We start from the raw sequence: 22020 nt of genomic DNA, 5'->3' as shown, positions 1-22020 counted from the left end.
CGAAGCGGTGAACTCTGCGACCTCAGACCGTATTTGGGCGGCTCGCAAGGAGTAAGGAGTAGCCCATGCAGAACGGTCCCGCGGTACGCCGCCGGAAACTGGGCGCCGAACTGCGCACACTGCGCACCGGCGCCGGCCTCACGAGCGGTGAGGCCGCCCGTCTGGTGGGCTGGCATCAGTCGAAAGTGAGCCGGATCGAGACCGGCGCCAGCGGTGTGAAACCGGCCGATGTGCGGTTACTCCTGGACGCCTACGGCGTGGTCGAGGGGCAACTGCGCGAGTTGCTGCTGGTGTTGGCGGGGTCGGAGGACACGGCGGGGCGGCACCACTGGTGGCACGCCTATCGTGGGGTGCTGCCGCCCGCCTACCGGGATTTCATCAGCCTGGAGTCACAGGCCAGCGCGATGCGCACGCTGGAGACCTCGGTCGTGCCGGGGCTGCTGCAGACCCCCGAGTACGCGCGTGCGGTGACCCGGGCGGCCGTGGACGGGCGCGACGACGAGGCCCTGGACGCCCTGGTGGAGGTGCGTCTGGCCAGGCAGGACGTGCTGCGCAACGATCCGCCGCTGGAGCTGAGCGCGGTCCTGGACGAGGCGGTGCTGCGCCGGGAGGTGGGCGGTCCCGGGGTGATGGCGCGGCAGCTGACGCGGCTGGTGGAGGCGGCCCGGCTGCCCCAAGTACGGCTCCAGGTGCTGCCGTTCGCGGCCGGGGCGCATATCGGCATCACCGGACCTTTCGTAATCTTCTCATTTCCGAGCACTTCTGATCTGGACGTGGTTGTTATCGACCAGTTGACGAGTAGCCTCTACCTGGAGCGGAAAGAAGACCTCCAGGCCTACACGGAGGCCTTCAACACGCTCCGGATCCACGCCCTTTCGCCCGAGGACTCGTTGGATTACATCGCCGCAATAGCTGACGGCGCGTAAGGAGGCACCATGACTGCACTGCCTCGGAACGTACCTTCAAGTGCTGATCTGCACGGACTGCGGTGGCTGCGCAGCAGCTACAGCACCGGAGCCAACAACTGCGTGGAGACGGCACGGCCGCGCTCCGGCCCGTCGGCCGGACTGCTCGCCGTGCGCGACTCCAAGGCTCCGGCCGGACCCGCGCTGCTCTTCTCCCCCGAGAGCTGGGCGGGTTTCACGTCGGCACTCGCCGGCTGATCAGCTCCAGAAGAGTCTGATCAGACACGAACGAAACCGATCAGACTCGCACCCCAATCCATCCCCGACCCCGTATCCGCCCGCGAGCCAGGCCCGGCCGTGTCACGCCGACTCATGGTCGTGTCTTGCCGATCACACGAACAGCGCGTTCGATCTCCGCCCCGGAGAGGTCCGCACGGGCGGTCAGCCTGAGCCGTGAGATGCCGTCCGGCACCGACGGCGGACGGAAACAGCCCACGGCCAGGCCTGCCGTACGGCAGTCGGCCGCCCATTGCACGGCCTGCTCCGGGGACGGGGCCCGCACGGAGACCACCGCGGCGTCCGGACGCACCGCTTCCAGACCCGCGGCGGTCAGCCGTGCGTGCAGTTCCGCGGCCACCTCGCGGGCCCTGGCCGCCCGCCCGGGCTCGCGGCGCAGCAGCCGCAGGGCCGCCAGTGCCGCCCCCGCCGCGGCGGGGGCCAGGCCGGTGTCGAAGATGAAGGTCCGGGCCGCGTTGACCAGATGGTCGATCACCCGGGCCGGGCCCAGCACCACGCCGCCCTGGCTGCCCAGCGACTTCGACAGGGTCGCCGTGACCACCACGTCCTCGGCGCCGGCCAGCCCCGCCGCGTACGGCGCGCCCCGGCCGCCGTCCCCGAGGACCCCGAGCCCGTGGGCGTCGTCGACGAGCAGTCCGGCGCCGTGCTCCCGGCACGCCTCGGCCAGCGCGGCCAGCGGTGCCGCGTCGCCGTCGACCGAGAACACCGTGTCGGAGACGGCCACCGCGGGCCCCTCGTGCGTCCCGAGCGCCTTGCGCACGGCGTCCGGGTCGGCGTGCCCGACGACCTGGGTGGTGCCCCGGGCGAGCCGGCAGCCGTCGATCAGGGAGGCGTGGTTGAGCGCGTCGGAGACGATCAGGGAGCCGTGCGGGCCGAGCGCGGTGACGGCGGCGAGGTTGGCCGCGTAACCGGAGGAGAAGACCAGGGCCTCCTCGAACCCGCAGAATCCGGCCAGCTCCCGCTCCAGCTCGGTGTGGAGTTCCGTCGTACCGGTCACCAGCCGGGAGCCGGTGGAGCCGCCGCCCCAGGTCCGGGCCGCCCCGGCGGCGCCCTCGGCGACCTCAGGATGGTGGGCGAGGCCCAGGTAGTCGTTGCTCGCCAGGTCCAGCAGCGGCGAATCGGCGGGGCGGGGGCGCAGGGTCCGTACGAGTCCGGCGCGGCGGCGCTGCTCCGCCTGTTCGTCGATCCAGCCGAACGCCATGACCCCTCCGGTGATTTTGCAGGCAGTGGACAGACCCTAGCGGGAGCACCCGCACCCCACTGTGTGGCAATACCCACACGTGGTTGGTCGCGAGGCTCATCGGCACTGCGTTGCCGAGCAGGCCGACCGCCGCGGCGAGGAAGGTGCCCGAGCCGATCGCGGTGAGAGCAATGAGGACGCCCTGCTGCCACCGGTGCTTGGCGAAGCAGAGGTCCGCCTGCTTCTCATGGGTCTTGTGGCTGTGGACCACGCGCCCGAAGGCCTCTCGCATCTGCGCCAGGAGGTACGGGTCGCGGTCGGGCACCGCTTCGCTCTCGTGTGTCAATTCGTTCCTTCTCTCCCGATGCCCTCTCAGGTTCGTCGGAGTACAGGACAACTGGAGCTCAGGACGGCCACAAGGCGCAATGACACCCGTGTCGTTGCTCCGATCTGCCCCACGTTCGAAGTGACACCTTGACCTGCCCCACGGTTTGGGTTCCAGCTGCGGTGGCTGACCGGCTGCGTGGATGGTGTCTTTTGCGGAGAGCGGTTCGTACTCGATGGGGGTGCGGCAGCCATCCGGAGAGAGGTCGGCGGCGGCAATCCGGGGGGCAGCGCCTGCGGATACGATGATGGCATGTACACACGGGGGCGTCGGCTCAAGTTCACAGCGGTATCGGTCATGGTCGTCCTGGCCCTGACCGGATTCTCGTCGGGGCGCGGGCACGGAACCCTCAGTGATCACGACAGCGATGGGGGCGGGTGCAGCAGTTCCCGTCAGGATCACGACGCTTCGACGCCCGCATCCGGAGGCAGCGGTTCGCACGGGGGTGATGCGCACGACAGCACGCCCAGCGGTTCCTACCGTTCGCACCCCACCCGGCGTTCCACCCCCGCCGCGTCGCCCTCTGCGTCCGCCCTGCCGCTCAAGGACGGCACCGCAGTGCTCGTGCGGTGCGCGAGTGCGGACGACCCGTACGCCACCATCGAGGTCAGGAATCCGAACGCCCGCGAGGTCGTCTTCACCACGAAGATCAGCTTCAAGGACCGAAGCGGCTTCACTTTCATGGACGGCACCCATCAGGTGTCGGTACCCGCGAAGGGCACGAAGAGCCTCCGCGTCGCCGTCGCGGGTGCGGGAGGGTCGCTGGACCAGCTCGATCACTGCGAGGTGCAGCCGACCGCCACCGCCGACTGGTGAGGAACCACGGTCGCAGGGGCCTGCACGTGATCGACACCGGCGACATCGACGTCTTCCTCGGCCCGGACGTCGGCAAGGGCGAACACCACGCCACCGCCGTCACCCCCCGGCCGGCAAGAAGGCCTTCGGCAAGCGCCTGCCCAACACCGACCCCAAGCTGCGCGAGCTGTTCGCGAAGCTTCCGGCCAAGCACGGAACGGTGCTGGTCGTGGTCGACCAGCCGGCCTCGGTCGGGGCCCTGCCACTGACGGTCGCGAGGGACACGGGCTGCCCGGTCGCCTGCTTACCGGGTCTGACGATGCGGCGGATCGCCGACCTCTACCCGGGCGAGGCGAAGACGGATGCGAGGGACGCGTTCATCATCGCGGACGCGGACCGGGCGATGCCGCATACGCTGCGGGCGGTCGACGGCGAGGACGAGACGACCGCCGAACTGAAGATGCTTGCCGGCCTCGACGACGACCTGGCCGGTGAAGCCACCCGTGTCGCCAACCGGCTGCACGGCCTGCTGACCCAGATCCACCCGTCTCTGGAACGTGTGCTGGGGCCGCGGGTGCAGCACCCGGCCGTCCTCGGGTCGGCCGAGTCGCTCCAGGCCGCCGTCCGGGCGGCGAGCGGATTTCGGCCGGCGCCGACCTCGGCCGGCCGGCCACGGCCGCGCCGTCCGGTCACTGTGCGGATCTCCGATGGAGTGGAAGTGACGGGCAGGCATGGCTACCGCAGGCGGTCCTGGCCTTCGGGACGCACCCCGCACCGTCTGCGGCGGCACAACGCGGCCGCACCTGAGATCAACGCGCAGCCGGACCTTGTCCGCCCGGCCGGCCGTGGGGCCGGGAATTCGCGGGGGACCGCCCGTTCTCAGCCTTCCACGCCCACGGCTCCCCGTTCCGGCGCGCCGGCGCACCTCAGCGCGAGCGCCGCGATGTCGTCGTCGAGCCGTCCGCCGCTGTGCTGGAGCAGGTCTCCGTGCAGCTGGTCGAGCAGCTCGCGGGGCTTCTCCAGGTCCTGCTGCCGCATCCATTCCGCCAGCGGGAAGAACTGGCCGTCGTGGTTCCGGGTCTCCGACACGCCGTCCGTATAGAGCAGCAATCGGTCCCCCGGGGCGAAGGCGACGACGTCGACCCAGTAGCGGTCGCCGATGAGCGCCGCGAGGTTGAGGGGCGCGGAGGCGACGGTGGGTTCCAGGACCCGGACCTTCCCGCCGTGCGCGATCAGCGGCGGCGGGTGCCCGCAATTGAGAATGCGTACGCGGCCGCCGCCGTGCGGGATCTCGGCGAGGAGAGCGGTGGCGAAGTGCTCGGGCTGGTCATAGGCGGGAAACGCCGCGCTGTGGCGGGTGATGGTGGTCTCCAGGCGATGGATGATCGCTCTGAGATCGGGTTCGTCGTACGCGGCCTCTCTGAAGCAGCTGATCACCGCCGACGCCGCCCCCACCGCGGACAGACCCTTGCCCCGTACATCGCCTATGAGCAGCCTGATCCCGTGCGGTGTGCCGATCGCCTCGTAGAAGTCGCCGCCGATCCTGGCCTGCTCCTGGGCCGCGAGATACAGCGACTCGATCTCGACGTCGTCGATACGGCGCGGCAGCGGGCGCAGCAACACCTTCTGGGCCGCGTCGGCGACCAGTCGGACCTGGAAGAGGATGTCCTCCCGCTGGAGTCGGACATGGCTCCCGTAGGCGGCCGCGAGGGTGACGGCGATGATCGCGGCCGCCGTGTACTGCGTCCCCAGGTCGGTGTAGAAGAAGCTGAGGATGATCATGGCGAGAAAGCAGAACGCCCCCAGCATGATCGTGGGAAACACGGGCCACATCGCGGCGGCCAGGGCGGGCGCGACCGGCAACAGCCGGCTGATGGCGATATCCCTGGGAGTGGAGAACGCCAGGCCGATGATGAGGACGGCCAGGATCACGGGTGACAGCCGGGCGGCTTCCCATCGGCCGCTGTAGGCGGGGCGACGGCGCCCGTGCCGTGCAGACATGATCACAAAATGCATCATATCGGCCTAAGTGTCCATCAAGCGCGGAGAAATCGTGGCCTCGGTCGGGCGTCCAGGGCGGACCGCCGAGCCCCAGGATCCGTTGTCGGACAGGCATGGCGGCACAGATGCCCGAGGTCAGCCGGACAAGGATCCGGTGAATGGGCCCTGGCCTCTCAGGATCACCGATGCTAGAAAGGTCGCATGGCGAAACAATTCGCCCGTTTTCGGCACCTATCCGTCAAACGGCCGTTCAACGCGAGCACGCGAAGCGTGGCCGGGCAGGTGCTGGTCTTCCAGGTGGCTCTGGTGGTGCTGCTGGTGGCATGCGCCGTCCTTGCCCTCGTCCTCCAGTCGGAGCGGGACACCAGCGCCGAGGCCAGGCACCGCTCCATTGCCGTGGCCCAGACTTTCGCGCACTCACCAGGTGTCCTGGCGGCCCTGGAGACCCCGGACCCGAGCAAGATCCTCCAACCGCTCACGGAGGCGGCTCGCCGTGCTGCCGGAGTCGACTTCATCGTGGTCATGAACACCGAGGGCATCCGGTACACGCACCCCTTGCCGGACCGGATCGGGAAGCGGTTCGTCGGCGAGATCGGGCCGTCGCTGAAGGGGAAGGTCTACGTGGAGAGCGTCAACGGCCCACTCGGCCGTGAGGTGCAGGCCACGGTCCCGATCAAGGACACCGACGACAAGGTGGTGGCACTCGTCTCGGCCGGGATGAAGGTCAAGAAGGTCGAGAGCCAGGTGGACCGGCAGCTGCCGATCATCCTGGGCGCCGGGGCCGCAGCCCTCGCGCTGTCCACCGGAGTGACGGCACTGGTGGGCCGGCGCCTGCGACGGCAGACACACAGCCTCGCCCCGGACGAGATGACCTTGATGTACCAGCACCACGACACGGTCCTGCACTCCGTTCGAGAGGGTGTGCTGATCGTGTCTCCGGACGGGCGGCTGATGCTGGCGAACGACGAGGCCAGGCGACTGCTGGATCTGCCGTCCGACGCCGAGGGACGCCTCGTGCCGGAGCTGCCGGGCCTCGATCCCGGGACGAAGGAGCTGCTCGTCTCCGGGCGCGAGGCCACTGACGAGGTGCACCTCTCCGGAGAGCGACTGCTCGCGGTCAACCAGCGGCCCACGGATCGTGACGGCGGTCCCAGGGGAACGGTGGTGACGCTGCGCGACTCCACCGAGCTCCAAGCGGTGACCGGCAGGGCGGAGGTCGCACGGGAGCGGCTGAGGCTGCTGTACGACGCCGGACTGCGCGTCGGCACCACCCTGGACGTGCTGCGCACCGCCGACGAGTTGGCGTGCGTCCCCATTCCGCGGTTCGCGGACTTCGTCACCGTCGATCTGGCCGACGCCGTGCTGCACGGCGAGGAGCCGTCCCCCACAGGGGCGGACATGCGACGCGCGGCCGTGCGCGGCATCCGGGACGATCATCCGCTCTTCGAACAGGGCCGACTGTTCACCTATCAACCGGCCACGCCCCAGGCACGCGGGTACGGCAGTGGACGTTCCGAGCTGGTGAGCGACCTGCCGAGCGCCACGTCCTGGCGCTTGCAGGACCCCGAGCGCGCCGAGGCGATCATCGACTACGGCATCCATTCCCTGATCACCGCCCCCATCCGGGCGCGGGGCGTCGTGCTGGGCACGGCCAACTTCTGGCGCGGCCACCGTCACGAGTGCTTCGACGAGGAGGACCTGTCGCTGGCGGAGGAGCTGGTGGCCCGTGCCGCGATAAGCATCGACAACGCTCGCCGCTACACCCGTGAGCACGCGATGGCGGTCACCCTCCAGCGCAGCCTGCTGCCGCAGGCGATGCCCGAGCAGAACGCCCTGGACATCGCCTACCGGTACCTGCCCGCCCAGTCGGGCGTGGGCGGGGACTGGTTCGACGTGATTCCGCTGCCGGGGAGCCGGGTGGCACTGGCCGTCGGCGACGTGGTCGGCCACGGTCTCCACGCGGCCGCCACGATGGGCCGGCTGCGGACCGCGGTGCACAACTTCTCCGCGCTGGATCTGCCGCCGGACGAGTTGCTGGGCCATCTGGACGACCTGGTCGGCCGTATCGACCAGAACGAGGCGGCGGCGAGTGCCGAGGGCGTCGTGGGCGCGACCTGCCTTTACGGGATCTACGACCCGGTGACGCGGCGCTACGTCATGGCGCGTGCCGGACATCTGGCGCCCGCGCTGGTCCGGCCCGACGGAACCGCCACCTTCCCCGACGTGCCGGCCGGTCCGCCCCTCGGCGTCGGCGGCATGCCGTTCCAGACCGCGGAGCTGTGTCTGGAGGAGGGCACCCAGCTCGTCCTCTACACCGACGGCCTCATCGAGGACCGCAGGCGTGACCTGGACGTCGGCATGGAACTGCTGCGCGACGCGCTGACCGGCCACCCCCGTCGCCCGCCGGAGGAGACCTGCAAGTACGTGCTGGACAGCCTGCTCCCCGAGCGCCCGAAGGACGACGTCGCGCTGCTCGTCGCCCGTACGCGGCAGCTGCCTGCGGACCGGATCGCCGACTGGGACGTCCGGCCGGACCCGGCGGCGGTGGCGGGAATGCGCGACGCGGTGGCCGACAGGCTGGAGGCGTGGGGCCTGTCCGAACTCGGCTTCACCATGGAACTCATCCTCAGCGAACTCATCACCAACGCCATCCGCTACGGCGCCGAGCCCATCCACGTACGGTTGATCCGCGACCGAGCCCTGACCTGCGAGGTCTCCGACGGCAGCAGCACCTCGCCCCACCTGCGCTACGCCGCGACGACGGACGAGGGCGGCCGGGGCCTGTTCCTGGTCTCCCAGATCGCAGAGCGCTGGGGCACCCGCTACACCCCCCAGGGCAAGGTCATCTGGGCCGAGCAGGCCCTGCCCGAGATCATCGAGGAGCCGGTCCCGGTGGCAACCGCGGCGGAAGCCGACCGATAGGCCGCCAGGTGCGGGCAGTGGCCGGCCGGATTCCGTCAACGGTCGGCTTCTGCGGTCAAGGGGCGATCAGATCGAGAACTGCTCCCTCGCGCAGCAGAGGACGCGCCCGGCTGGTGAACCCGCCCGTGCGGAAGGGGGCCTGAAGGAGGCCGGGCCGCAGTTGCTGGGCCAGGGCTGCGGTGATCATGCCCTGGTCGAGAGCCGGAACGAAGTCGCTCACCCGGCCCGTGCTGACGTCGACCGAGCCGCGGAAGCCGTAGCCGGTCTCGGGCCAGGTCGTCAGCAGGGAGCCGTCGTGGGCGTCGTACCAGTTGAACCAGAAGCCGTGGCGGGAGTGTTGTAGGAACCCTCCACACTGATCCACTGGCCCGTGCGTCTCGCACATGACTCTCACCAAATCGGCAGTGGGATGCCGACCTTGGGCCTCTGGCCTGGTCTTCCGCGCTCTCTTTGGACCCTGCGCACTGGGGCGGTCATGTTACATACCCCACACGTCGAACCGGCAGGGTTGTGCGAACTCTCCTTGGCCCGGAGCTGCCTCGTAGTACAGGATCGGCTCTCATGGACCTGCTGAACACGCTGGTGGACAAGGGGCTTCGGCGCGAGCTGCCGACCCGCGAGGAAGCGCTCGCCGTGCTGGCGACCTCCGACGACGACGTGCTCGATGTGGTGGCCGCGGCCGGCAAGGTGCGCCGGCACTGGTTCGGCCGGCGCGTGAAACTCAACTACCTGGTCAACCTCAAGTCGGGCCTGTGCCCCGAGGACTGCTCCTACTGCTCGCAGCGGCTGGGCTCGTCCACCGGGATCCTGAAGTACAGCTGGCTGAAACCCGACGAGGCCTCGAAGGCGGCCGCCGCGGGCCTGGCCGGGGGCGCCAAGCGGGTCTGCCTGGTGGCGTCCGGGCGCGGTCCGACCGACCGGGACGTGGACCGGGTCGCGGGCACCATCAAGGCCATCAAGGAGCAGAACGAGAGCGTCGAGGTGTGCGCCTGCCTCGGCCTGCTCTCCGACGGCCAGGCGGAGCGGCTGCGCGAGGCCGGCGCGGACGCCTACAACCACAACCTCAACACGTCCGAGGGGACGTACGGGGACATCACGACCACGCACACGTACGCCGACCGGGTGGACACGGTCAACAAGGCGCACGCGGCGGGTCTGTCGGCCTGCTCCGGTCTGATCGCCGGCATGGGCGAGAGCGACGCGGACCTGGTCGACGTGGTCTTCTCGCTGCGCGAGCTGGACCCGGACTCCGTTCCGGTGAACTTCCTGATCCCGGTCGAGGGCACCCCGCTGGCCAAGGAGTGGAACCTCACCCCGCAGCGCTGCCTGCGCATCCTGGCGATGGTGCGGTTCGTCTGCCCCGACGTGGAGGTCCGCATCGCGGGCGGCCGCGAGGTCCACCTGCGCACCATGCAGCCGCTCGCGCTGCACCTGGCCAACTCGATCTTCCTCGGCGACTACCTGACCACCGAGGGCCAGGCCGGCCAGGCCGACCTGGAGATGATCGCGGACGCCGGGTTCACGGTGGAGGGCGCGGACGAGGTGACGCTCCCGCAGCACCGGGCCGAGGTCCGGGGCGGCTGTGGGTCGCACGCGGCGGAGGACGCGGGCTGCGGATCGCACGCGGGCGAGGGCGCCGGGTGCGGGTCGGTGTGCGGTTCCCACGAAAGTGCGGCCGAGGCTGTGACCGTCCCCGCCGGCGAGCCGCGCACCGACCTGGTCGCCGTCCGCCGCCGGGGTGCCGGAACGGACCTCGCGCCCAATGCCTGACCTGAGCGTCCCCGAGCTGCTGGACCTCGACCGCCGGCACGTCTGGCATCCGTACGGTCCGATGCCCGGCCGGGCCGAACCGCTCGTCGTGGAGTCGGCGAGCGGGGTCCGGCTGCGGCTCGCGGACGGCTCGGGCGAACTCGTCGACGGCATGTCGTCCTGGTGGTCGGCGATCCACGGCTACAACCACCCGGTGCTCAACGAGGCCGCCCGCGACCAGCTGGGCCGGATGAGCCATGTGATGTTCGGCGGGCTCACCCACGAGCCCGCCGTCCGGCTGGCGAAACTTCTCGTCGACATCACGCCCGCCGGCCTGGAGCACGTCTTCCTCGCCGACTCGGGTTCGGTGTCGGTCGAGGTCGCGGTGAAGATGTGCCTGCAGTACTGGCGCTCCCTCGGCCGCCCCGCCAAGCAGCGCCTGCTGACCTGGCGCGGCGGCTACCACGGCGACACCTGGCAGCCGATGTCCGTCTGCGACCCCGAGGGCGGGATGCACGAGCTCTGGTCCGGGGTGCTGCCCCGCCAGGTGTTCGCGGACGCCCCGCCCGCGGAGTACGACGAGGCGTACGCCGAGCACCTGCGGTCGGCGATCGAGCGGCACGCGCACGAGCTGGCCGCGGTGATCGTCGAGCCGGTGGTGCAGGGCGCCGGCGGCATGCGGTTCCACTCCCCCGCCTATCTGCGGGTGCTGCGCGAGGCGTGCGACGCGCACGACGTGCTGCTGGTGTTCGACGAGATCGCGACCGGCTTCGGGCGGACGGGTGCGCTGTTCGCGGCGGACCACGCGGCCGTCACCCCGGACGTGATGTGCGTGGGCAAGGCGCTGACCGGCGGTTACCTGACCATGGCGGCGACGCTGTGCACGCCCGGGGTCGCCGAGGGGATCTCACGGGGCGAAGTACCGGTGCTGGCCCACGGGCCGACGTTCATGGCCAACCCGCTCGCGGCTTCGGTGGCCTGCGCCTCGCTCGGCCTGCTGCTCGGCCAGGACTGGCTCGCGGAGATCAAACGGATCGAGGCGGGGCTGCGGGAGGGCCTGGCGCCGGCCCGGGAGATTCCCGGTGTCCAGGACGTCCGGGTCCTCGGCGCCATCGGGGTGGTCCAGCTGGACCACGAGGTCGACATGAAGGCCGCCACGGCCGCCGCCGTGCGCGAGGGCGTGTGGCTGCGCCCGTTCCGCGACCTGGTGTACACGATGCCGCCGTACGTCACGGGTGACGCGGACGTGGCAAGGATCGCGCGCGCGGTGTGCGCCGCCGCGCGGGAGGGATGAGCATGCCGATCCTGGTGATCACGGGGACGGGCACGGAGGTCGGCAAGACGGTCACCACGGCCGCGGTCGCCGCCGCCGCGCTCGCGGCGGGCCGCTCGGTGGCGGTCCTGAAGGCCGCGCAGACGGGGGTACGACCGGACGAGCGCGGGGACGCCGACGAGGTCGCGCGGCTCGCGGGTGCCGTGACGGCGGCCGAGGTCGCCCGTTTCCCTGAGCCGTTGGCGCCGGGCACGGCGGCCCGCAGGGCGGGGATGGCTCCCGTGCATCCGCAGGACGTGGCCGAGGCAGCCGCCAAGCTGGCGACCGAGCACGAACTGGTGCTGGTCGAGGGCGCGGGCGGGCTGCTCGTCCGGTTCGACGCGGCGGGCGGCACCCTGGCGGACGCGGCCCGGCTGCTGAACGCGCCGGTGCTGGTGGTGGCGTCGGCCGGGCTCGGCACGCTGAACACGACCGAACTGACGGCCCGTGAACTGCGGGCGCGGGAGCTGGAGTTGCTTGGTGTGGTGATCGGCAGCTGGCCCGACTCCCCCGATCTTGCGTCGCGGTGCAACGTGGCCGACCTGCCGGAGGTGGCGGGAGCACCGCTGCTCGGTGCGCTGCCGGCCGGGGCGGGCGCGCTCTCCCCCGCCGAGTTCCGGGCGGTGGCGCCGAGTTGGCTGTCGGCGCGGCTGGACGGGAACTGGGACGCGGAGGCGTTCCGGGCGCGCGAAGCGCCGTAGGGGCCGGCCGTGTCGGCCGGGTGCGGCGCCGTCGTGGCTGGTCGCGCGGTTCCCCGCGCCCCTGAAAGAAGGGGCGCTGCACCGGCGCCCCTTCAGGGGCGCGGGGAACCGCGCGGCCAGCCCCCACCCAGCCGCACCCGGCCGACGGCCTAGGGCGATGCGCCCAGCAGCCGTACCAGTTCGATCCGGGACCGGATCCCCAGCCGGCTGAAGACCCCCCGCAGATGGTGGTCGATGGTGCGGGGGCTGAGGTTCAGCCGGTCGGCGATCTCACGGTTCGTGGCGCCCTCGGCTGCCATCCGGGCCACCATCAGCTGCTGCGCGGTGAGCACGGCGGCCGGGTCGGGCGCGCTGGTGGCAGGTGTCAACGCCGTGCCCAGGGCGCGGAGTTCGGCACGAGCCTGGGCGGCGCAGTGCGGGGCGCCGAAGGACTCGAAGGCCTCCAGGGCGCTGTGCAGCCGGTCGCGCGCCTCGGTGCGCTGCCGGAGCCGGCGCAGCGCGCCGCCGAACAGCAGCTCGGTGCGGGCGCGTTCGAAGTCCCGGGTACCCCGCGCGTGCAGGTCCAGTGCGGCACGGTAGTGCTGGACGGCCTCGGTGCCGGGGGCGAGCAGGGCCCGGCAGCGGGCGCTGAGCGCGAGGTCGTCGGGGCTGCGGACGGCGGTGGCCCAGCGGTGGTAGTCGGCGTGCGCGGCGCGGGCGACCCGGGTGTCGCCGGTGCGGACGGCGGCCTCGACGTAGTGCGGGGTGGCCAGGTGCCGGATGGCCCGGTGGCCGTGTCCGGGGCCGAACCCGGCGAGGGCGCGCAGCCGGGCGGCGGCCGCGGGGAAGCGGCCGTTGGCCAGGTCGAGGAAGGCGAGCGCCCACTGGGCGAGGGCGGCGGGCAGGCCCAGCCCGTGGGCCAGGGCGTGCGAGCGGGCGGCCGCCGCGCGCGCCCGGCAGGCCTCCTCGTCGCCGGTGACGGCGGCGAACATGGCGAGCGCGGCCTGGAGATGGCAGGCCCCGTTGTCCTGCCCGGCGGCGTACGCCTGGCGCAGGGCGTCCTGTGCGGCGGCCTCGGCGGCCCGGGGGCGGCCGGTCCAGAAGTCGGCGTAGGCCCGGAACTCCATGGCCTGCGCCGCCGTCCCGGGGATGCCGCGGGCGCGGGCGGAGGCGGCGGCCCGGAGGGTGGCGGTGACGGTCCGGGTGTGGTCGCCGAGCATCAGCGCGGCGATCCCGGAGTGGACCAGCGGACCGGGGTCGCCGCCGGGCCCGCAGCGGCCCGCCGTGCCCTTGAGCAGGACGCGGGCGTCGGCGTAGCGGCCTTCGACGGCGCAGGCGAGGGCGGCGAGGATGCCGGACGGCGGGAGGTCCAGCCACTGGGCGAGGACGTGGGCCTCGCGGCAGCGCCTGAGGTCGCCGGTGTAGACGGCGGCCTCGGTGGCGAGGGCGAGGAGTTCCACGGCATCGGCGGAACGTTCCTGCCGTACGGCGGCGGTGAGCAGGGCGTCGAAGGCCTCGGCGGCGTTGCCGGCTCTCAGGGCGAGGACGCCGTTGAGGGCGGAGTTGTCCGTGCGGGCGGCGAGCCGTCTCGCCCGGTCGGGCTCTCCGGAGCGCCAGGCGTCGGCGGCGGCCAGGGCGAGCAGCCGGGCCTCCTCGACCGGGTCGGGGCAGAGGTCGGCGGCCCGTTCGGCGAGGGCACGGGCCAGGGCGGGGCGCCCTTCGGAGCGGGCCCGGTCGGCGGCGGTGCGCAGTTCCGCGGCGAGCCGGGCGCTCGGGCCGAGGGCGGCGGCGCCCCGGTGCCAGGAGCGGCGGGCCGTCTCGGCCTTGCCGCCGAGCACCCGGGCGAGCAGCAGGTGGGCTTCGCGCCGGTCGGACGGCGAGCCGGTCTCGTAGGCGGCGATCCGGGTCCAGGGGTCCCGGAAGAACACCCCGCCGACGCTGGCGTGGGCGACCCCGGCCGCCTCGGCCGCCTCCAGCGGGCGGGTGTCGAACCGGCCGGCGGTGACCGCGCGCAGGAAGGCGTGGGTGGCGACCGGGTACTGGTCGGCGGCGGCGAGCAGCAACAGCAGCCGGGTCTCGTCGGGCAGGGCGCGGATCTCCCGGCGCAGGGCGCGGAGCAACCCCGGTGCCAGTTCGTCCGGTTCGACCGGCAGCGGGTCGGCGCCGGCGGCCTGCCGTTCGGTGAGACGCGGCACGAGTTCGGCCACGGCGCGCTGGTCCTCGTATACGACTCGTGTCACCCGGGTGCGGACGCCCTCGGGGAGCGCCGGAGCCGGGCACGGCCCCGCGTCGGTCGGCTGCGGTGGCGAAGTGCGGTCAAGGTGTGGGGGGTTCACCGGTATCACCACACCAATGACGTTACTGGCGAGTTAGTTGATTCGTAAAGACTGGCGACTTCACCGATGCGGCGCGCGTAGACCCGTCCCGACACTCCTGAACAACCCCACCCGTTTCAGGAGGCATCATGCAACGCGCCAAGCGTCGCATCGCAACCGCTCTGTCGGCGATAGCCGGTTCGCTCCTTCTGTCCCTCCCCCTGAGTGCCGGCACCGCGCACGCGGCGAGCCACGACCCGATCGTGTTCGTACACGGTCTGAGCAGCGACTCCAGCAGCTGGAACACCTGGATCTCGGACTTCGAGGCGGACGGCTACTCGTCCTCCGAGCTGTACGCGATCTCGTACGACTGGACGAAGTCGAACGTCACCACCGCCTCGACGCTGGCCACCTACATCCAGTCCGTCCTCTCCAAGACCGGCGCCTCCAAGGTCGACCTGGTGGTGCACTCCATGGGTGCGCTCAACAGCCGCTACTACCTCAAGAACCTCGGCGGGACCTCGTACGTGGACCACTTCGTCTCGGTCGCCGGGGTGAACCACGGGACCAGCGTCGCCTCGCTCTGCGGGTGGCTGTACACCTCCTGCAAGGAGATGACGACCGGCAGCTCGTTCCTGACCGCGCTGAACTCCGGCGACGAGACGCCCGGCAGCGTCTCGTACGCGGCGTACTGGTCGAACTGCGACGCGGCGATCGACCCGGACTCCTCGGCCCTGCTGAGCGGGGCGACCAACGTCGGTGTCGGCTGCATCTCGCACACCGACATGAACGACGACTACGGCGTCTACGAGCAGGTGCGCGACTTCATCGGCTGAGCCGTCCCCGGCAGCGGGGGTGCGGCGGGCCGTAACGGGGGACAATCACCGTAGACCTGCTTCCGTCCGGAGGTCTGGAGGTCGTCATGCGGCTGATGTCGTCCGCCGGCGCCGGGACACCGGTGCGGGATCCCGTCCACCACCCGCTGTTCGCGCGTTTCTATGCCCGCTACAGCGTCACCGCCGAGACGAGTCTCGGTATGGCGGCGATCCGGGAGCGGCTGCTCTCCGGGCTGTCCGGGCGGGTGATCGAGATCGGGGCCGGCAACGGGCTCAATTTCGCGCGGTACCCCGGTTCGGTCGCGGAGGTCGTCGCGATCGAACCGGAGCGCACCCTGCGGCAGTTGGCGGCCGAGGCCGCGGTCCGCGCGGACGTCCCGGTGGACGTGGTGCCGGGCGCGGCGGAGGCGCTGCCGGTGAAGAGCGAGGCCTTCGACGCGGCGGTGTTCTCGCTGGTGCTGTGCAGTGTCCGGGATGTGCAGCGGGCGCTCGCGGAGGTGCGGCGGGTGCTGCGGCCGGGCGGTGAGCTGCGGTTCTTCGAGCACGGCGCGGGCGGCGGCCCGGCGATGAGGCTGACCCAGCGGGCCCTGGACCGGACGGTGTGGCCGCTGCTGGGCGGCGGCTGCCATCTGTCCCGGGAGCCGGTCGCCGAGCTGCGCGCGGCCGGGTTCGAACTCGGCCCGTACCGACGGGTGTTCCTGCCGGAGAACGGCCCGCGGCTGCCCTCCTCGTACTGCGCGCTGGGCGTCGCCCGCAAGCCCCCGGAGGCCTGACCCGGCCGGCCAGGGGCTCGGCCGGACCGCTCACAGGCTCCAGCGGCGCAGTTCCTCGGCGATGTCGGCGACGCCGGCCTCGCCGTTCTTGACCAGCCGGGCCAGGTCGCGGACCTGCTCGGGCGAGGTGACCACCTTGAGGCCGCTGGCCACCAGGTAGGCGTAGGCGACCGAGGACGCGAACAGGGCGTTCGAGCGCTCCAGGGCCGGAACGTGGATCAGCAGCTGGAGCAGGGCGGCGGCGCGGGCCTGCGGGGAGTCGTAGACGGGGACGTCGAATATCTCGGCCCGGTGCCTGGCGACGGCGGCGATCAGCGCACCCCAGTCGGTGACCTGCGGGTCACCCGGGGTCTTCTGTTCGGCGAGCATGAGGAGCCAGGCGAGGTCGATCGTCAGGTCGCTCAAGGGATCAGTGACGGCCTTCGGTCTTGTCAGACGTGTCGGTACCGTGCGGCTCGCCGAACTCCTCGGCGAAGACGGACTCGTACTGCTTCATGAAATCGGCGGCGGCCTCGACGAACGTCCGGCCGGCCTCACCCGTGTCCTGCATGACCAGTTCCTCTATGTAGCGGTTGACGCTCACACCACGCGCGAGAGCGCGTTCGCGGGCCGCCTTGGCGGTGCCCTCGTCCACGCGCACGTTCAGCTGGGTCTTCGCCATACCTCGAAGCTAGCGCGACCGCGCTAGCAATGCCAGCGCGCATCGGAATCGAAAAGTGATACCGGCTGTGGGACGGGTCACACTACGCTCGACCCGGACAAAGACCCCGGCAATGAGGTCGGGTGACCGTCGGGTGAAACGGGGAGGCAGTCTTGTCCACAGCAGCTGCGGAGGCGCCCGCCACGGACGGGGTCGCGGCCCGTGCGCGCGGGCTGACCAAGGCGTACGGCGCGGGCGAGACGGCGGTGCTCGCACTGGACTCGGTGGACGTGGACATCGCGCGCGGCCGCTTCACCGCGGTCATGGGCCCGTCGGGCTCCGGCAAGTCCACGTTGATGCACTGCCTGGCGGGGCTGGACACCGTGTCGGCCGGTCAGGTCTGGCTCGGCGGCACCGAGATAACCGGGCTGCGGGAGCGCGAGCTGACCCGGCTGCGCCGGGACCGGATCGGGTTCATGTTCCAGTCGTTCAACCTGATCCCGACGCTGAACGCCGCCGAGAACATCACCCTGCCCATGGACATCGCGGGCAAGAAGCCCGACGAGAAGTGGCTGGACCAGGTCATCGACACGCTGGGGCTGCGGGACCGGCTCAAGCACCGGCCCACCCAGCTCTCCGGCGGCCAGCAGCAGCGGGTGGCCTGTGCGCGGGCGCTGGCCTCCCGCCCGGAGCTGATCTTCGCCGACGAGCCGACCGGGAACCTGGACTCGCGGGCGGGTCTGGAGGTGCTGGGCTTCCTGCGGGAGGCGGTCGACCAGCTCGGCCAGACGGTCGTCATGGTGACCCACGACCCCGGCGCCGCCGCCCACTCCGACCTGGTCCTCTTCCTCGCGGACGGCCGGATCGTGGACCGGATGGAGGGTCCGACGGCGGACGCCGTGCTCGAACGGATGAAGCGGTTCGACGTGGGACGCGGGTCCTCCGGGCCCGAGGAGGACTGACCCGGTGCTCAAGGCAACCCTGCGCAGCTTCCTCGCGCACAAGGGACGGCTGATGCTGTCCGCGCTGGCCATCGTCCTGTCCGTGGCGTTCGTCGCGGGCAGCCTGATCTTCTCCGACACCGTCACCCGCACCTTCGACCGGCTGTTCGCCTCCACCTCCGCGGACGTGACGCTGGAGCCGAAGCAGGACCTCAAGTCGTCGGTGCCGACCGGCGCCGTCCAGACCGTGCCGGCCGCGCTCGCGGGCGAGGTGGCGAAGGTCGACGGGGTCGCGGACACCCACGCGGACGTCTCGGTGCAGAACATCGTGGTGGTCGACAGCCACAACAAGTCGGTCGGCCCGACCACCGGCGCCCCGACCATCGCCACCGACTGGTACCTGACCCACCGCAGCCCCGTGAAGCTCACCTCGGGCCACGCCCCGCAGGGCGCGGGACAGGCACTGCTCGACGCGGACACCGCCGACAAGAAGCACGTCCGGATCGGCGACACGCTGACCGTGCAGGCGCAGCCCGGCACCTTCGAGGTGGAGATCGTCGGCATCGCCACCTTCACCACCACCAACCCCGGCGCCGCCCTGGTCTTCCTCGACCCGGCGGTGGCCGCGAAGGAGCTGCTGGGCTCCCCCGGCCGGGCCACCAGCATCTCGGTGGACGCGGCGCAGGGGGTCACGGACGCCCAGCTCAAGAGCCGCATCGGCGCGGCGATCGGCACCGGTACCTACGACCTGAAGACGGCCGACGAGCAGGCGAAGTCGTCGGCCGCGGACCTCGGCGGGTTCCTCGACGTCATCAAGTACGTGATGCTGGGATTCGCCGGGATCGCCACCCTGGTGGGCGTCTTCCTCATCGTCAACACCTTCTCCATGCTGATCGCCCAGCGCACCCGGGAGCTGGGGCTGCTGCGCGCCCTGGGCGCCGACCGGCGGCAGGTGCGGCGGTCCGTGCTCACCGAGGCGGTGCTGCTGGGTCTGGTCGGTTCGACGCTGGGCCTGGGCGCCGGGGTCGGGCTGGCGTTGGGCCTGATCAAGCTGATGAGCGCGTTCGGGATGAACCTCAAGGCCACCGAGATGGTCATCGGCTGGGGCACGCCGGTCGCCGCGTACGTCGTGGGCGTCGGTGTCACCTTCGTCGCCGCGTACCTGCCCGCCCGGCGCGCGGCCACCGTGTCCCCGATGGCGGCGCTCGCGGACGCCGAGATCGCCGGGATCGGCAAGCCGCTGAAGGTGCGGGCGCTCGTGGGCGGGGTCGTCGGGGCGCTCGGGGCGGCGGCCCTCGCGGGCTGCGCCGCGGCCACGAAGACCGCCTCCGCCGCCTCGCTGCTCGGCCTCGGGGTCGTGCTGACCCTGATCGCGACCGTCATCGCCGGGCCGTTGCTGGTCCGCCCCGTGATCCGGGTCCTCGGCGGGGCCTTCCCCGCCCTCTTCGGCCCGGTCGGCCGGATGAGCCAGCGCAACGCCCTGCGCAACCCGCGCCGCACCGGTGCCACCGCCGCCGCGCTCATGGTGGGACTGGCCCTGGTCGGCGGGATGTCGGTGGCCAGCGCCTCCATGTCCAAGTCCTTCGACCAGCAGATCGACAAGACGCTGGGCGCCGACTTCGTCGTCCAGAACAGCAACTTCCTCCCGTTCACCCGGGAGATCACCGACAAGGTGCGGGGCACGGAGGGCGTGGGGCTCGTCGTACGGCAGCGGTTCGCGCCGGTGGCGGTACGGCTGCCGGACGGCAAGCGGGTCACGACGACCGCCGCCGGGTACGACTCCCAGGTCGACGAGGTCGCCCATGTCGCCTACAAGGGCGGCGACACCGCGGCCGCGCTGGCTCCCGGCAGCCTCGGCATGGACGCCACCTTCGCCGCGGACCACAAGGTGCGCCTCGGCAGCGTGCTCCCGGTCGAGTTCCAGGGCGGGAAGCACGCGCAGATGAAGGTGGGCGCCCTCACCGACCAGGACAGCGGCAGCGGCTTCGGCACGCAGGGCGGGCTGTTCTTCGGCATCGCCACCGTGGAGAAGTACGTTCCCGGCGGCCAGGACTCCTCGCTGTACGTCAACCGGGCCCCGGGCACCACTGCCGACCAGCTGCGCTCGCGGCTGGAGCGGACGCTGGCTCCGTACCCGCAGGTGCAGGTCCGTGACCAGGCCGACTACAAGAAGCTGGTGCACGACCAGATCGCCGTGCTGCTCTACCTCGTGTACGCGCTGCTCGGGCTCGCGATCGTGATCGCGGTGCTCGGGGTGGTCAACACCCTGGCCCTGTCGGTGGTGGAGCGCACCCGGGAGATCGGGCTGCTGCGCGCGATCGGGCTGGCCAGGCGGCAGCTGCGCCGGATGATCCGGCTGGAGTCGGTGGTGATCGCGGTGTTCGGCGCCGTGCTGGGGCTGGCGCTGGGCCTGGTGTGGGGCGTGTGCACCCAGCAGGTGCTGGCACTCCAGGGCATGAAGGCGCTGGCCGTCCCGTGGGGCACGATCGTCGCGGTCGTGATCGGCTCGGCGGTCGTGGGCATCGTGGCCGCGCTGCTGCCGGCGTTGCGCGCGTCGCGGATGAACGTGCTGGCGGCCATCGCGCACGAATGACCCGCGTCGCCCATGGCCAAGTCGCCGACCGTCGAGGAGAGTTCATGCCGCGCCCGTTCCGCTTCGGGGTCAACCTGCTCACGCCCGCGTCGGCCGGCGAGTGGCGCGCGAAGTGCCGGCGCGCCGAGGAACTCGGGTACGACGTCATCCTCGTCCCCGACCACCTCGGCATGCCGGCGCCCTTCCCGGCGCTGGTCGCGGCCGCCGGGGCGACCGAGCGGCCCCGGCTCGGCACGTTCGTGCTGAACGCGGGCTTCTGGAACCCGGTGCTGCTGGCCCGTGAGGTGGCGACGACCGCCGCGCTGACCGGCGGCCGTCTCGAACTCGGGCTCGGCACCGGCTATGTACAGGCGGAGCACGACCGGGCCGGGCTGCCGTTCGGTTCGCCGCGCGAGCGGGTGGACCATCTGCGGCGCACGGTCGAGGAGTTGCTGAAGTCGGACGGGGCGGGGGTGCCGCTGCTGATCGGCGGCAACGGCGACCGGATGCTGCGGCTGACCGCCGAGCACGCGGACATCGCGGCCTTCAGCGGGGCCCGGCTGGTGCCCGGGAACACGGAGGGCCGGCTCGATCCGGTCACGGCGGAGGAACTCGACGAACGGGTGGCCCGCTACGGAGAACTGGCGGCGGACCGCGCCGAACCCGCCGAGCGCAACCTCCTCATCCAGGTCGTGGCGGTCACCGACGACCCGTCGTCCGAACTCGGCCCGCTGCTGGAGCGGCGGCCCGAGCTGACCCTGGAGCAGGCCCTCGCCCTGCCCACCCTTCTCGTCGGCCCGCTGGCGGAGGTCGCCGGGCGGGTGCGAGGCCTGCGCGACCGGTACGGGTTCTCGTATCTGACGGTCCTGGAACCGCACATGGAGGCCTTCGCTCCGGTGCTGGCGGAGCTGTCCGCCCGCTAGGACCGGCCGCGGGTCACGGCCGGATGCCGAAGGGCCCCAGTACGCCGGTTCGCACCGGCGGAACGGGAACCGACGGGCTCGGACGTCACAAGTCCTGCTCCGGAGAGCGGAGTTGACGCACGGGAGCGGCATACGGTTGAACCGGAACGGCTCTGGTTGAATCGTGAACCAGGAATGCGGAAATCCCTCGCCCCGCGGACCGGCGCTCTGATTGGCTCGCCCCATGAGCGATCTCGACATCCGCAGCGCCACCCCGTCCGACATCGACACCGTGCTGCGGTTCTGGCGCGAAGCCGCCGAGGGGACCAGCATCAGCGATGACCACGACGGGGTGGCCCGGCTCATCGAGCGGGACCCGGAAGCCCTGCTCCTCGCGGAACGCGACGGGCTCCTCGTCGGAACCGTCATCGCCGGCTTCGACGGATGGCGGTGTTCCGCCTACCGGCTGGCGGTACACCCCGACCACCGGCGGCAGGGCATCGCCGCCGCCCTGCTGGACGCCGCGGAACGGCGCTTCCTCGGCCTGGGCAGGCGGCGCGTGGACGCCATGGTGCTGGTCCGCAACGAGACCGCGCACCACGCCTGGCGGGCCGCGGGGTACGAGTCCCAGGAGCAGTGGCGGCGCTGGGTGAAGACCCTGACGGACGGCGACCGCTGAGCACGCTTTGCCGATCCTTTACCATTGGGGGAGTCGTCCTTCCTCGATGAAAGGTGTGTGAGCGTCCAGCCATGGGCGAGCCTCCCAGTCCTGTCCGTCGGCAACGCCGCGCGGTCCCGACCGCCCTGCCCGATCA

The 22020-nt window shown here is 71.7% G+C and carries 18 protein-coding genes and 3 pseudogenes; 14 read left to right on the top strand and 7 right to left on the bottom strand.

Going from position 1 to position 22020, the window contains the following annotated elements:
* The first annotated feature begins 65 nt into the window (after window positions 1-65).
* Together ACFZB3_RS23985 and ACFZB3_RS23980 are read left to right on the top strand one after the other, a co-directional pair.
* The gene (locus tag ACFZB3_RS23985) at window positions 66-926 is read left to right on the top strand and encodes a Scr1 family TA system antitoxin-like transcriptional regulator (RefSeq protein ID WP_391378240.1); all 861 of its coding nucleotides are present in this window, start codon (window positions 66-68) and stop codon (window positions 924-926) included.
* A 9-nt stretch (window positions 927-935) separates the two neighbouring features.
* Window positions 936-1163, top strand: a complete 228-nt coding sequence (locus tag ACFZB3_RS23980) for a DUF397 domain-containing protein (protein WP_391378238.1) — start codon at window positions 936-938, stop codon at window positions 1161-1163.
* A 112-nt stretch (window positions 1164-1275) separates the two neighbouring features.
* Here the strand turns inward: ACFZB3_RS23980 and ACFZB3_RS23975 are convergent, their stop codons facing one another.
* Both ACFZB3_RS23975 and ACFZB3_RS23970 read right to left on the bottom strand, forming a co-directional pair.
* The gene (locus ACFZB3_RS23975; RefSeq protein WP_391378236.1) at window positions 1276-2403 is read right to left on the bottom strand and encodes an aminotransferase class I/II-fold pyridoxal phosphate-dependent enzyme; all 1128 of its coding nucleotides are present in this window, start codon (window positions 2401-2403) and stop codon (window positions 1276-1278) included.
* Window positions 2404-2536: 133 nt separating this feature from the next.
* Window positions 2537-2674: pseudogene (locus ACFZB3_RS23970) on the bottom strand (hypothetical protein); the annotation flags it as partial.
* A 651-nt stretch (window positions 2675-3325) separates the two neighbouring features.
* On the opposite strand from ACFZB3_RS23970, the gene ACFZB3_RS23965 reads away from it, so the two are divergent.
* Window positions 3326-3583, top strand: coding sequence for a hypothetical protein (locus ACFZB3_RS23965; protein ID WP_391378234.1), 258 nt, complete (start codon window positions 3326-3328; stop codon window positions 3581-3583).
* Between the two features lie 26 nt (window positions 3584-3609).
* Window positions 3610-4157, top strand: a pseudogene (locus ACFZB3_RS23960) (IS110 family transposase); the annotation flags it as partial.
* A 284-nt stretch (window positions 4158-4441) separates the two neighbouring features.
* Here ACFZB3_RS23960 and ACFZB3_RS23955 read toward each other — a convergent pair.
* The gene (locus tag ACFZB3_RS23955; protein WP_391378232.1) at window positions 4442-5563 is read right to left on the bottom strand and encodes a SpoIIE family protein phosphatase; all 1122 of its coding nucleotides are present in this window, start codon (window positions 5561-5563) and stop codon (window positions 4442-4444) included.
* Between the two features lie 201 nt (window positions 5564-5764).
* Here ACFZB3_RS23955 and ACFZB3_RS23950 point away from each other — a divergent pair, with 201 nt between their 5' ends.
* Window positions 5765-8485, top strand: a complete 2721-nt coding sequence (locus ACFZB3_RS23950) for a SpoIIE family protein phosphatase (protein ID WP_391378230.1) — start codon at window positions 5765-5767, stop codon at window positions 8483-8485.
* A gap of 66 nt (window positions 8486-8551) precedes the next feature.
* On the opposite strand, the pseudogene ACFZB3_RS23945 reads toward ACFZB3_RS23950, so the two are convergent.
* Window positions 8552-8747: pseudogene (locus ACFZB3_RS23945) on the bottom strand (hypothetical protein); the annotation flags it as partial.
* Between the two features lie 299 nt (window positions 8748-9046).
* Here ACFZB3_RS23945 and bioB point away from each other — a divergent pair.
* From bioB to bioD, 3 genes are read left to right on the top strand one after another with little or no spacing between them, the layout of a single operon-like run.
* On the top strand, window positions 9047-10255 hold the full coding sequence (gene bioB, locus ACFZB3_RS23940; RefSeq protein WP_391378228.1) for a biotin synthase BioB: 1209 nt from the start codon (window positions 9047-9049) through the stop codon (window positions 10253-10255).
* Window positions 10248-11528, top strand: coding sequence for an adenosylmethionine--8-amino-7-oxononanoate transaminase (locus ACFZB3_RS23935; RefSeq protein ID WP_391378226.1), 1281 nt, complete (start codon window positions 10248-10250; stop codon window positions 11526-11528). The genes bioB and ACFZB3_RS23935 overlap by 8 nt, the downstream gene beginning before the upstream one ends.
* Window positions 11529-11530: 2 nt before the next feature.
* Entirely contained in the window at window positions 11531-12247 is a 717-nt protein-coding gene (gene bioD, locus ACFZB3_RS23930; RefSeq protein ID WP_391378858.1) for a dethiobiotin synthase, read from the top strand.
* Window positions 12248-12396: 149 nt separating this feature from the next.
* Here bioD and ACFZB3_RS23925 read toward each other — a convergent pair whose 3' ends face one another.
* On the bottom strand, window positions 12397-14574 hold the full coding sequence (locus tag ACFZB3_RS23925; RefSeq protein WP_391378224.1) for a LuxR C-terminal-related transcriptional regulator: 2178 nt from the start codon (window positions 14572-14574) through the stop codon (window positions 12397-12399).
* Window positions 14575-14690: 116 nt separating this feature from the next.
* On the opposite strand from ACFZB3_RS23925, the gene ACFZB3_RS23920 reads away from it, so the two are divergent.
* Together ACFZB3_RS23920 and ACFZB3_RS23915 are read left to right on the top strand one after the other, a co-directional pair.
* Complete coding sequence (locus ACFZB3_RS23920; RefSeq protein ID WP_391378222.1) at window positions 14691-15377, top strand: alpha/beta fold hydrolase; 687 nt, start codon at window positions 14691-14693, stop codon at window positions 15375-15377.
* A gap of 86 nt (window positions 15378-15463) precedes the next feature.
* Window positions 15464-16150, top strand: coding sequence for a methyltransferase domain-containing protein (locus ACFZB3_RS23915; RefSeq protein WP_391378220.1), 687 nt, complete (start codon window positions 15464-15466; stop codon window positions 16148-16150).
* A gap of 30 nt (window positions 16151-16180) precedes the next feature.
* Here ACFZB3_RS23915 and ACFZB3_RS23910 read toward each other — a convergent pair whose 3' ends face one another.
* Complete coding sequence (locus ACFZB3_RS23910) at window positions 16181-16555, bottom strand: fic family toxin-antitoxin system, toxin component (RefSeq protein ID WP_391378218.1); 375 nt, start codon at window positions 16553-16555, stop codon at window positions 16181-16183.
* 4 nt (window positions 16556-16559) lie between these two features.
* A complete protein-coding gene (locus ACFZB3_RS23905; RefSeq protein WP_217551774.1) occupies window positions 16560-16811 on the bottom strand; it encodes a toxin-antitoxin system HicB family antitoxin in 252 nt (83 codons plus the stop codon).
* A 152-nt stretch (window positions 16812-16963) separates the two neighbouring features.
* On the opposite strand from ACFZB3_RS23905, the gene ACFZB3_RS23900 reads away from it, so the two are divergent.
* The 4 genes from ACFZB3_RS23900 to ACFZB3_RS23885 all read left to right on the top strand — a co-directional run bounded on the left by ACFZB3_RS23900 (window position 16964) and on the right by ACFZB3_RS23885 (window position 21884).
* Complete coding sequence (locus ACFZB3_RS23900; protein WP_391378216.1) at window positions 16964-17752, top strand: ATP-binding cassette domain-containing protein; 789 nt, start codon at window positions 16964-16966, stop codon at window positions 17750-17752.
* 4 nt (window positions 17753-17756) lie between these two features.
* Window positions 17757-20324: an FtsX-like permease family protein gene (locus tag ACFZB3_RS23895; protein WP_391378213.1), complete on the top strand. Its 2568-nt coding sequence runs from the start codon at window positions 17757-17759 to the stop codon at window positions 20322-20324.
* A gap of 44 nt (window positions 20325-20368) precedes the next feature.
* The gene (locus ACFZB3_RS23890; RefSeq protein WP_391378210.1) at window positions 20369-21226 is read left to right on the top strand and encodes a TIGR03621 family F420-dependent LLM class oxidoreductase; all 858 of its coding nucleotides are present in this window, start codon (window positions 20369-20371) and stop codon (window positions 21224-21226) included.
* Window positions 21227-21449: 223 nt separating this feature from the next.
* Window positions 21450-21884, top strand: coding sequence for a GNAT family N-acetyltransferase (locus ACFZB3_RS23885; protein ID WP_391378208.1), 435 nt, complete (start codon window positions 21450-21452; stop codon window positions 21882-21884).
* The last annotated feature ends 136 nt before the right edge of the window (window positions 21885-22020 follow it).

The organism is Streptomyces sp. NPDC008092, from assembly GCF_042957285.1.
Taxonomy (GTDB): domain Bacteria; phylum Actinomycetota; class Actinomycetes; order Streptomycetales; family Streptomycetaceae; genus Streptomyces.
The sequence above is the reverse complement of the archived record's forward strand: the minus strand, read 5'-3'. Positions and strand labels throughout refer to the sequence as shown.

What these genes read in the sequence shown, in the direction of transcription:
- bioB (WP_391378228.1), top strand. Translation starts at nt 9,047, where the DNA reads ATGGACCTGCTGAACACGCTGGTGGACAAGGGGCTTCGGCGCGAGCTG.
- ACFZB3_RS23955 (WP_391378232.1), bottom strand. Translation starts at nt 5,563, where the DNA reads ATGTCTGCACGGCACGGGCGCCGTCGCCCCGCCTACAGCGGCCGATGG.
- ACFZB3_RS23920 (WP_391378222.1), top strand. Translation starts at nt 14,691, where the DNA reads ATGCAACGCGCCAAGCGTCGCATCGCAACCGCTCTGTCGGCGATAGCC.
- ACFZB3_RS23915 (WP_391378220.1), top strand. Translation starts at nt 15,464, where the DNA reads ATGCGGCTGATGTCGTCCGCCGGCGCCGGGACACCGGTGCGGGATCCC.
- ACFZB3_RS23885 (WP_391378208.1), top strand. Translation starts at nt 21,450, where the DNA reads ATGAGCGATCTCGACATCCGCAGCGCCACCCCGTCCGACATCGACACC.
- ACFZB3_RS23975 (WP_391378236.1), bottom strand. Translation starts at nt 2,403, where the DNA reads ATGGCGTTCGGCTGGATCGACGAACAGGCGGAGCAGCGCCGCCGCGCC.
- ACFZB3_RS23890 (WP_391378210.1), top strand. Translation starts at nt 20,369, where the DNA reads ATGCCGCGCCCGTTCCGCTTCGGGGTCAACCTGCTCACGCCCGCGTCG.
- bioD (WP_391378858.1), top strand. Translation starts at nt 11,531, where the DNA reads ATGCCGATCCTGGTGATCACGGGGACGGGCACGGAGGTCGGCAAGACG.
- ACFZB3_RS23985 (WP_391378240.1), top strand. Translation starts at nt 66, where the DNA reads ATGCAGAACGGTCCCGCGGTACGCCGCCGGAAACTGGGCGCCGAACTG.
- ACFZB3_RS23980 (WP_391378238.1), top strand. Translation starts at nt 936, where the DNA reads ATGACTGCACTGCCTCGGAACGTACCTTCAAGTGCTGATCTGCACGGA.
- ACFZB3_RS23950 (WP_391378230.1), top strand. Translation starts at nt 5,765, where the DNA reads ATGGCGAAACAATTCGCCCGTTTTCGGCACCTATCCGTCAAACGGCCG.
- ACFZB3_RS23905 (WP_217551774.1), bottom strand. Translation starts at nt 16,811, where the DNA reads ATGGCGAAGACCCAGCTGAACGTGCGCGTGGACGAGGGCACCGCCAAG.
- ACFZB3_RS23935 (WP_391378226.1), top strand. Translation starts at nt 10,248, where the DNA reads ATGCCTGACCTGAGCGTCCCCGAGCTGCTGGACCTCGACCGCCGGCAC.